The organism is Sporosarcina sp. FSL W8-0480 (assembly GCF_037963765.1).
Lineage (GTDB): Bacteria > Bacillota > Bacilli > Bacillales_A > Planococcaceae > Sporosarcina.
Window position 1 is genome coordinate 312618 of the sequence record NZ_CP150166.1, and the last position, 9883, is coordinate 322500.

The 9883-nt window shown below is 39.4% G+C and carries 8 protein-coding genes (1 of these 8 running past the window's edge); 3 read left to right on the forward strand and 5 right to left on the reverse strand.

Features of this window, described 5'->3' with window-relative positions; genetic code table 11:
* Positions 1 to 4 precede the first annotated feature (4 nt).
* The 3 genes from NSQ43_RS01585 to NSQ43_RS01595 all read left to right on the forward strand — a co-directional run bounded on the left by NSQ43_RS01585 (position 5) and on the right by NSQ43_RS01595 (position 4798).
* Positions 5 to 1852, forward strand: coding sequence for a site-specific integrase (locus tag NSQ43_RS01585; RefSeq protein ID WP_025785302.1), 1848 nt, complete (start codon positions 5 to 7; stop codon positions 1850 to 1852).
* Positions 1845 to 2576: a hypothetical protein gene (locus NSQ43_RS01590; RefSeq protein ID WP_025785303.1), complete on the forward strand. Its 732-nt coding sequence runs from the start codon at positions 1845 to 1847 to the stop codon at positions 2574 to 2576. The genes NSQ43_RS01585 and NSQ43_RS01590 overlap by 8 nt, the downstream gene beginning before the upstream one ends.
* An 86-nt stretch (positions 2577 to 2662) precedes the next feature.
* Complete coding sequence (locus NSQ43_RS01595; RefSeq protein WP_339252476.1) at positions 2663 to 4798, forward strand: DNA topoisomerase 3; 2136 nt, start codon at positions 2663 to 2665, stop codon at positions 4796 to 4798.
* 72 nt (positions 4799 to 4870) lie between these two features.
* Here NSQ43_RS01595 and NSQ43_RS01600 read toward each other — a convergent pair whose 3' ends face one another.
* The 5 genes from NSQ43_RS01600 to NSQ43_RS01620 form a co-directional block, all read right to left on the reverse strand.
* The gene (locus tag NSQ43_RS01600) at positions 4871 to 6991 is read right to left on the reverse strand and encodes an MMPL family transporter (protein ID WP_339252478.1); all 2121 of its coding nucleotides are present in this window, start codon (positions 6989 to 6991) and stop codon (positions 4871 to 4873) included.
* Positions 6991 to 7389: a hypothetical protein gene (locus NSQ43_RS01605; RefSeq protein ID WP_339252480.1), complete on the reverse strand. Its 399-nt coding sequence runs from the start codon at positions 7387 to 7389 to the stop codon at positions 6991 to 6993. The genes NSQ43_RS01600 and NSQ43_RS01605 overlap by 1 nt, the downstream gene beginning before the upstream one ends.
* Positions 7390 to 7459: 70 nt before the next feature.
* Positions 7460 to 8839 carry a HAMP domain-containing sensor histidine kinase gene (locus tag NSQ43_RS01610; RefSeq protein WP_339252482.1) on the reverse strand — a complete coding sequence of 460 codons (1380 nt, stop codon included), beginning with the start codon at positions 8837 to 8839 and terminating at the stop codon, positions 7460 to 7462.
* Entirely contained in the window at positions 8836 to 9498 is a 663-nt protein-coding gene (locus tag NSQ43_RS01615) for a response regulator transcription factor (protein ID WP_339252484.1), read from the reverse strand. The genes NSQ43_RS01610 and NSQ43_RS01615 overlap by 4 nt, the downstream gene beginning before the upstream one ends.
* Positions 9498 to 9883 carry the end of a YihY/virulence factor BrkB family protein gene (locus NSQ43_RS01620; protein WP_339252486.1) on the reverse strand. 430 nt of this gene lie beyond the right edge of the window, so 386 of the gene's 816 nt are visible here — the last part of the coding sequence; its start codon lies beyond the right edge, outside the window — the gene reads right to left on this strand; it ends in the stop codon at positions 9498 to 9500. Before NSQ43_RS01620 ends, NSQ43_RS01615 begins: the two co-directional genes overlap by 1 nt.

Genomic DNA, 9883 nt, shown 5'->3' on the forward strand with positions numbered 1-9883 from the left:
GTGTGTGGCAAGCAAAAGGAATGTAGGATCATTAATGCTTGATTTCAGCAGTATTAATCCAGGGGATATAAGAGGTGCTGGGTTTGATATTAGCAAGAATGTAGAAGAGGCAAAGAAGTCTTTAGAAAGCTTTCATGATTATAGAGTTAAAAAAGTTAGTGTAAATTTTGAAGATAGTAAATGGATTTTTAATGAAGAGTTCACGCGAAGTAACGTGGTTTTTGATTACACGATGATTTCCCACTCTTTAAAATTTGGTACAACTGAAAATAAAGAGGAATTATTTATCGCAGTGAAATGTTGGATGGCCAAAAAACTTAATGAAAGCTCTATAACGGTTACAAAGGCTAGGCTTTTAAACCTTGTTACTGCTTTTCTATCTACAAAGGGTCTTAGGGAACATAGTGAATTATTGGAAATGATTCAGGAAAGCAATCTTATCCGTAGAGGTTCAAAAAATCAATATAACGTCAAAAAAGTGTCTAACAATGTTATGTATAGATTTATATCGGATCTTGTCAATTTTTTAGAATTTTATAATCGAGATGAATTTGTATATTTCATAAATGATTTAAACGAACATAAAGCGAAAATCAAATTGGAAAAAAACTACAGAAAGTTGCCGTCTTTCAAAGATATTTTAACCATAAAACAATGTCTAGACAGTTGGTACGAAGAAGCGGTAAAAAACGATAGTGAAAAATTACTTAAATATTTTCCTCTTGTTTTATGGTGGAATCTAACAACTATTATCCCTATGAGGGTAATTGAGTTTTGTCACATTAAAAGAAATTGTTTTTCATTAAAGGATGGAAATTATTTCATCACCTTTCCAAGAATGAAGTACGATCGAATTAGTACACATCGAACAGACATTGAATACGACACGTTACCTATCCCTCAAGAATTGTACGACCTTTTTCAAAACTATTTAATACGCTCGGAACAGTATGGACTATCGAATTATTTAATTTCACATAAGGTTTATCGTCATTATTTCAGCGATGATAAAAAAACATATGATGATAATTCTTTGTTTAACTATCATAATTTCAATAATACAATAGCAAGTTTTTTCAAAGAAATAGTACACGAGAAATATAAAATCAATATTATTTCTATAAATAAGCATTACCGGAGAAATTACTCAACAAGATCAAAAGAGGCATTTATATCTGATTCAGCAATCGGTAGTATAGATACAATGATTAACCTTGGCGATTTAAGACACATCGCAATTATTAATATGATGATGCAGGGATATGACAAGGTTGAGATTCAGCGATTGGCAGGACATATTACAGAGGATATACAATATAGCTATTTCAATCATATGGAAAACTGGATGGACATTGAAATACAGAAAATGGAGAAGGAATTCAATCAGTATAGACCAATAAATTCAACTTTTAATGACAATGAAATTTCACTTTTACATCCAAAATCCCAAGATATTTTTGAGAATCAAAGCAAAAAAAATTACATAAACAAGAATGTGGAGGAAAAGGAATATTTAAAATTAGATTTAGGCTCTTGTATGGACAAAACTATGCCCTGTCCTAGTTTCAATTGGAAACATAGAGGTTGTTATTTTTGTAAACATTGGTCTATTTCCAATCAAGAACTAGAAGAAAAAAGAAATCAAATTGCTTTTGACTTGAATTTACTTTATGAAGAAACAAGAGGGAAAATCAAGTTTATACAGTCGCTATTTGATCTGCAATTCGATAACACAGAAAACGTCAATAATAATACAAAACGAGACTTATCTTCAACGTCAAAGGAAATTCAATTAGATATTAAACGGATTGCAAAATTACGGTCTATGTTAGGGGTTTCAGATAATGAATAAAATCGGTACTAAAGGCATTTTGGATGATATAGAAAAAGAGACTTCATTGAGGAAACTGATTGTTGAATATGATGAAAACCATAATATCAAATCTAAAATCACATATAAAGACATCTATGATTTCGTTAAATCGCAGTATGATAATGGCCAAGTTGATTTTTATCCTGGATATACGTGGTGGAAAACAAAAGGAAAACATTTAGTAGACGAATACAATTTAGTAAAAAAAAGAACCATACCCTTATCCGAAACAGAGGACTTAGACGTTTTTGACATCCTTGATGTGATAGAAAAGAATTATGGAGATAAAGAATCGTTAATTAAATATCTCCTTCCTTATAATGATTTGTTAGATAGGCTTGTCAATAAAATTAATAAGCTTCAAAGTAATTCCCGAAGCCTATCAGAACAGATTGTAAAAAAGGATGAACGAATTCAAATATTAGAACAAAAAAACAGCAATCAACAGTCTTTATTGGACGGGCTATTCTACAATATTATAGGATCTGAAAAAGAATTAAATAAAGTAATGAAAAGGGGTAGTACGAAATCAGATATAGTGAATTATGCATTGTCTGAAACTTTCGGAAATCCTGCTGCATACATTGACGAGTTCAGCAAACGTTTAGAGATAGGTAATTTTACTATAGACGATCAGACAAATAATGTCGTTAAGTTCCAACCCAAAAGTGATGTTTTGGAGGAAGATGATTATGATTATTAAAAACCATAAGTCTTGTTCGACTTTATGAAAAAGTCGAACAAGACTTATACCAATGAAAACGTGTAGAAAAGGAGATTGACCTAAAATTGGGATACGTATTAATTCTTGCCGAAAAACCATCCCAAGCAAAAGCCTATGCAGATGCTTTTTCCGTGCGAAAGCATGAGGGCTACCTTGAGATCAACCCATGCCCGATCTTCCCGGCAGGTGCATATATTACTTGGGGCGTCGGTCACTTGGTTGAGTTGAAAGAGCCGGATGCTTATAATCCTGCTTGGAAACGTTGGACGCTTGGGAGTCTTCCAATCTTGCCTGAACGGTACGAATTCCAAGTTGCAAAAGGGAAATTCAAACAGTTCCAGATTGTGAAGAAGCTGATCCGTGGGACAGATACGGTCATTAATGCTTGTGACGTAGACCGTGAAGGGTCGAATATCTTTTATAGCATTTATTACCAAACGGGCGCCCGCAACCAGACGATCAAACGGCTTTGGATCAATTCACTTGAAGTGGATGAAGTGCGGAAAGGGTTTTCGAATTTACGGGATAACCGTAAAGACTTGCAGCTGTATGAAGAGGCGAAAGCCCGTCAGATCAGTGATTGGCTTGTTGGGATGAATGCTTCCCGACTTTATACGCTTTTATTGAAAGCGAAAGGGGTCCAGGAAGTGTTTCCAATCGGACGTGTGCAATCTCCAACAGTTTACTTGATCTATCAACGGCAACGAGAGATTGAGACGTTCGTGTCTGAACCGTTCTTCGAAGTGGAAGCGACTTTTAAAGCAGAACACGGCACGTATAAAGGGAAGGCGAAAGCGAAAGAGCCTAAACGGGAAATCATTCAGGAACTCCTTGCGAAACATGGAATACAGCCAAATTCCCCCGGTGTGATTACATCGGTTACCCATACTGATAAGCGGACGCCGCCACCACAGCTCCATTCCCTATCGACTTTACAGGCGACTGCGAACCGGAGATGGAAGATGAGCCCGGCGAATGTATTGAAGACAATGCAAGGCTTATATGAGAAGAAGCTTGTCACCTATCCACGAACGGATGCGCGTCATATTACACCGAATGAGTTTGCATATTTGAAGAACCAAGTCGGGGATTATCAACAGCTTATCGGGCATCCATTCCCTGTCGCTTCGCTTGCCCCAAAGAAACGGTATGTCGACAGTTCGAAGGTGCAAGAACACTATGCCATCATTCCAACGAAGAAAGTGCCAACACAAGCGGTACTCGGCAGGATGTCACCGCTTGAGCGGAATCTGTACGAAGAAGTCGTCCGTACGACACTCGCCATGTTCCATACTGATTATTTGTATACTGAGACGAAAGTTACGACGGATGTGAATGGCCTTCCGTTTTTCACGACGGGTAAAACGGAGAGGGATTTAGGATGGAAGGCTTTATTCCAACAGTCAAAGGATGACAAGGACGAGCCCGCCTTACCGCCACTTCACATGCAAGAGGTAGTGTCATCCAATATCGGCATAAAGGAAGGAAAGACGATGCCGCCTAAGCCTTATACAGAAGGTCAGCTAATTGCGATGATGAAAACATGCGGGAAATTGGTCGAGGATAAAGAAGAAACGGATATTTTAAAAGAGATTGAGGGCCTCGGAACGGAAGCAACAAGAAGTGGGATTATCGAAACGATAAAAAAACATGGGTATATAAGCGTCTCGAAAAATATTGTGTCGATTACGGAGAAAGGCCGTGTACTTTGCCAGGCAATTGAAGGGAATCTACTTGCCAGTCCATCAATGACTGCGAAGTGGGAAACCTATTTGCGCAAAATCGGCAACGGCGAAGGAAGCGGAACTCATTTCCTTGATAATATTTCAAAGTTCATCACGAAGTTATTGGATGATGTGCCGAAACAGTTGGAGGCAAGACCGATCGATGCGACAAAGGTTCCCCCACGTCAATCGAAATCTCGAGGTTCCTACCAAGCAGTTGAAGTGGCTCCATGTCCTACTTGTAAAACCGGAACGATTGTAGCCCGCAAAGGTTTTTTCGGATGCAGTAATTATAAGAATGGTTGTAAACAGACTTTCCCGGGCATCTTCTTGAAGAAGAAGTTGACACCTACACAAGTGAAACTCCTATGTACTAAAGGGAAAACGAATACGATTAAAGGATTCACTGCAAATAATGGCAAAAAATTTGATGCAAGCCTTTCGTTAGAAAACGGAAGGTTAAGTTTGGTGTTTTAGCGGGAATTAGTTAATTAATAAAAGCCGATGCCTATTGGATACTTCATCCATAGGTATCGGCTATTAATCATTTTATATCTTTTTCGGCCAAAAGCTCCATTTCTTTCCTAACAGCACTAAGATTGTTGGAATGAGCAATGGCCGCACGACAAAGGTGTCAATGAGGATTCCAAGTGCCATGATGAAACCGAATAGCTTTAATTCGTAAATCGGCATAGTCGCAAGCACAAGGAATGTTGCAGCCAAGATTACACCCGCAGAACTGATGACCCCTCCAGTACGCTCCAATCCCTTTCGAACAGCGTCGTCAAAAGGCATCACTTTCAACTCTTCCCGGATTCGCGCAATGAGCATGATGGAATAATCGACGCCAAGTGCAACAAGGAAGACAAATGCGTAAAGCGGAATCCTGTAGCTTAGCCCTTCAAGATTCAGGAAAACTTCGAATAAGAAATATGACAGGCCAAGTGTAGCTACAAATGAGAGTAATATGCTGCCAATCATGTAAATTGGTGCGATAATCGATCTTGTTTGGAAGCCCAACATAATTGTGATTAAAGCTGTCATTAATATTATGACAATCCAAGTATCCCTATCACTGACATCCCTGACATCAGCATTAATTGCTGTTTCACCCGAAATATACATTTCAGTATCCGATAAATTCGCTTCCTCAAGGATGCTCTTGCTGTCTTCACGAAGCTTGAGTAAACCATCGAATGCTTCCGTTCCATATGGATTACCTTTAAATATAATCGAAAACTTCGCAGCCATACCATCTTCATTTACTGGATTGCCTTGTGTCGTTACATCAGCAATAGCTGGATTCTCTTTTATCTTATCAATTACTGTTTTCAACTCTTCCATGCCTAATTCTTGCTTAGAGACTAAAAGCAATGTACCTGGTGCCAAACTTCCTTCCGAAAAATCAGCCCCTAACCTCTCATATCCTACACGGGACGAAAGATCTTCCGGGAAAGAAGCGATAAGATCATAAGATTCTTTCATATTTGTCATATTCCATGCACCTAATAAAAGAAGCAAAAGAATTGGAATCATGAATTGCAAAGGCTTTTTCGTAACGACACTCGCCACTTTGCCCCAGATTGACTTCTTTTCAACTGTCACATCACCGTATTTCGGGATGATCGGCCAAAATGCCTTTCTTCCGATAACCGCAAACAATGCCGGCAATAATGTCAGACCTGCAATCAGCATCCCACCTGCCGCAATTGCAAATACTGGTGCAAAATTACGGTACGGTTCATACAAAGCAAAAAACAAGGTTGCAACACCTAATACAATTGTACTCCCACTAAAGAAAATAGGTTCCTTCACGTGTTTCATCGTTTCACGCATAGCGGCATTAGCATCCTCGTGAGTCTTCAATTCCTCACGGTAGCGTGAAAAGATTAGAAGCGAATAATCCGTAACGACTGCAAATAACAAGATTGTCATTATCGACAACGCCTGGCTATCGACGCCAAACCAACCTTGTGCTGTGGCGAAGCCAACGACTCGATCGACAACTGCATATACAATGCCCGCTCCTATAAGTGGGATGAGTGTTAGTAAAGGAGAACGGTAAATGACTAAAAGCAATACTAAAATTAGTCCAACCGTTGATAATAACAATACGATATCTGCTTGGCTGAACAGCTCAACTGCATCTGAAGCAATCCCTGCAGGACCGGTCCAAGATAGTTCGATTGTTTCATTGATTTGAGGCCCTACAAACTCCTTAATGGACTTTACTAGGTTATGCAAATCTTTTCCTTCAAGATCTTCCGGCAAGCTTAAAGGGATAAAGAATGTTTCCCCGTTTTCCGACAAAAATGAAGCACGAAGATCGGGCTGTAATTTTGATAAGGGAATAACTTCGGCTTCATCAAATACAGTATCCTCTTTCACGGATTCAATTGCTTCGGCAAACCCCACAAGTTCTTCATCGGAAAGTGTGCCATTCTTATGGAATACGGCGAAAAGCGGGATGCCGCCCTCATTCGGAAAATACTTTTCAAGCTGTTTGGAAGCTATAATGGATGGTGAATCAGATGGTAAGCCAAAGTCTTTATTGGCAATTACATTTTCTTTACTACCCGGTGCAACACCGGAAAGCAGTACAGTAAGCAGTAGCCATATACCGATGGAGAACCACCAAAGCCGCCTTCCTTTTAACCTCCCTTCAGTCATCAGCGTCTTCCTTCTTTCTCAATAAGAAATGTAATCAAAACAAATAATACAAAACTGACAAGTAGGACACTTCCACCTACTATATAGAATATAAGCGAGAAAGTTTCATTCACATTGAACGGATTCATAAATTGTAACCACATGCCTGCAGTTAAACCGATTGAACCGATGATTGCTGACCACCCATGCGCTGCAACCATTTTTTTTGCACGTACTTTATAAACTTTATAGAACACTCCCCATGCAAATACCGATAGCCATCCTACTACAAGAATATGTGCATGTATTGGACGGAATGCATACGAGCCTGCCCCCGCCATATGGGATCCTAAAAATGCACCAATCACCCCAAAAATCGCTGAAATGCGGATTAAACGAATACTCCATTTTTCCTGCATGTCTATTCCTCCTGTCTGTATGTTTACCCTTATCTTAAAGAGCCAACATGAACAGAACATGAACGAGACATTACAATTTTGGAAGCACCACTTTGAATACAGTGCCTATCCCTTCTTGACTTTCGACCTTTACAGTACCTTTGTGAAGCTTTACAACTTGATGAACGATAGAAAGGCCAAGCCCTGTCCCTTCTATTTCTTGTGTCCGTGAATGGTCGACTCTGTAAAACCGGTCAAACAAGCGCTTCAAATGTTCTTCGGGTATTCCAACGCCCGTGTCCCGGATTTTGAATAACACATCTTTTTCATCATCTATAAGATTTATCTCAATCTCTCCGCCTGTTGGAGTATATTTCAAGGCATTGGAAAGCAGATTCTCCCAAACCTTTTCAAGAAATGCTGGATCACCTGAAAACTCTACTTCATCCATTTCCATTGACAAAGAGATTTGCTTTTCCTCCAACAACCACCTATGTCTACGAATTATCTCCATTAATTGACCATCCAAGCTAAATCGTTTCGAGTCCAAAGGAGACTCCAATTGGTCCAGTGATGTCAACAACAATAATTGTTTTGTTAATGAAGAAAGGCGTTCCGTCTCCGACTGAATGACTTTAGCATAGTTGTTTCGATCTGTCTCAGGAGTATCACTATCCACCAACAAGTCTGCATACCCTTTAATATTTAGCAAAGGTGATTGGAAATCATGTGACACATCGCTAATGAACTCCTTGCGTATACGGTCATTTTCGCTGAGTCGCTCCGTCATGCGTTGAAAGCTTGTGGCAAGCTGACCAATCTCATCTTTACGTTTTATATCAAGAGTACCTGTAAATTTCTCTTCACCGACTTTTTTCGCGGCAATTGTCAGCTTTGTAATTGGTTCTATCAGTTTCTTCGCGACGATCAACATTGATAGAAGACTAACAACTGCCATTACAATAACCATGCCACCTAATAGGATGTGAACTTCTGTGAAAAGCAGTTTAAGATCTGGTCTCATAAAGAGCGCATAAGTTTTATCATCGTATGTAAATGGAACGCCTACTGTGTTCGCCAATTCATCCGAAAAGAAACCAGTCATGAATGTCTCCGTCTTCAAATCACGCATACCATGATAGGGTTGTCCACCTAACACCCTGTCGACAGACGTAGCCCTAAGGTTTTCAACTCGAAATGGTGCACCATACATTGTTGAATTCCTATCTTCATCGACAACAAAAATTTTATAACCCGCTACCGCCTGTGTCTTAAAATACTTGTCTAAATTGGCGTAGTCGTCGGATTCTATATATTCCACCATTGCAAGAGCAATATTCATATTCTTCGTATCGTTTTGTTCTTTCAATTGATGATGATAATATGTATTCACTACAAGAAAGGCAATAACCGCACTTGTAAGCATGATTCCTGTTGTAAAGGAAAGAAACTTTCCGTATAGGGACCTCATGATTCCAAGACCTCAAGCTTATAACCGACTCCTCGGACCGTGGCAATCTTAATGCCCTCAAGCTTATCTCTCAGACGTTTAATATGGACATTCAACGTCTGCTCATCCCCTTGGTAGTCAAACCCCCAAACTCGTTCAATGAGGAAATTTCGTTCAAAGACCTGATTCGGTTTTGATGCAAGAACAGACAGGAGCTCAAATTCCTTCAAAGGTAGCAACAGAACTTTTTTCCCGATGGATACTTCATAGCTTTGCCGATTTATCTTCAAAGGGCCGACTTGAATCATCACATCGACAGCTTTGTCATATCTCCTTAGAATCGCATTAATCCGAAACAGCAGCTCTTTCGGTTCAAACGGTTTAACGACATAATCATCTGATCCTGCCAAAAAGCCTTTTTCCTTGTCCTCCAACTCACCTTTTGCGGTCAGTAATAGTACTGGGATATCCCCAATCTCACGCAATCTTCTCGTCAACTCATACCCATCCATCTTAGGCATCATTACATCAACAACTGCCAAGTCAGGAAACTGTTCATCAATCTGCTCAAGCGCTTCCAAACCGTTGGCAGCCTTCATCACTTCATACCCCTCCTGGGATAGATGAATAGTGACAAGCTCCAAAATATTTGCATCATCATCTACTACAAGTATTTTCATCATCTTACCTTCCTTTTAGCCGAAGCCCTTAATTCTGCATTTAAAAGTCCCGAAATCATAAGGATGACAGCAGTAAAGTAAAACCAAAGAACAAGCAATATGATCCCCGATAACTGACCATACAGTTTAGTATAATCAACAGTCGCCACGTAGCTTCCAAAGAACAGGGAAAATAACTGCCAACCGATTGCAGTAAAAAGTGCTCCAGGCAAAACTTCTTTTACTTTCATTCTACCTGTTGGTACCAATTTGTAAAACAATAGGAAAAACAGTATTAGAAATAGAGTCCCTAATCCCCATTTCACCAACGGCCAAATATAAAGCCAGCCACTCCACTGTTCAACCGTATCATAATAGGTAACTACTTCATGCAAAGCCCTTTCCA

Excerpts from the sequence above, each read along its gene's own strand:
- NSQ43_RS01590 (WP_025785303.1), top strand. The coding sequence starts at position 1,845 with ATGAATAAAATCGGTACTAAAGGCATTTTGGATGATATAGAAAAAGAG.
- NSQ43_RS01605 (WP_339252480.1), bottom strand. The coding sequence starts at position 7,389 with ATGCAGGAAAAATGGAGTATTCGTTTAATCCGCATTTCAGCGATTTTT.
- NSQ43_RS01610 (WP_339252482.1), bottom strand. The coding sequence starts at position 8,839 with ATGAGGTCCCTATACGGAAAGTTTCTTTCCTTTACAACAGGAATCATG.
- NSQ43_RS01615 (WP_339252484.1), bottom strand. The coding sequence starts at position 9,498 with ATGAAAATACTTGTAGTAGATGATGATGCAAATATTTTGGAGCTTGTC.
- NSQ43_RS01600 (WP_339252478.1), bottom strand. The coding sequence starts at position 6,991 with ATGACTGAAGGGAGGTTAAAAGGAAGGCGGCTTTGGTGGTTCTCCATC.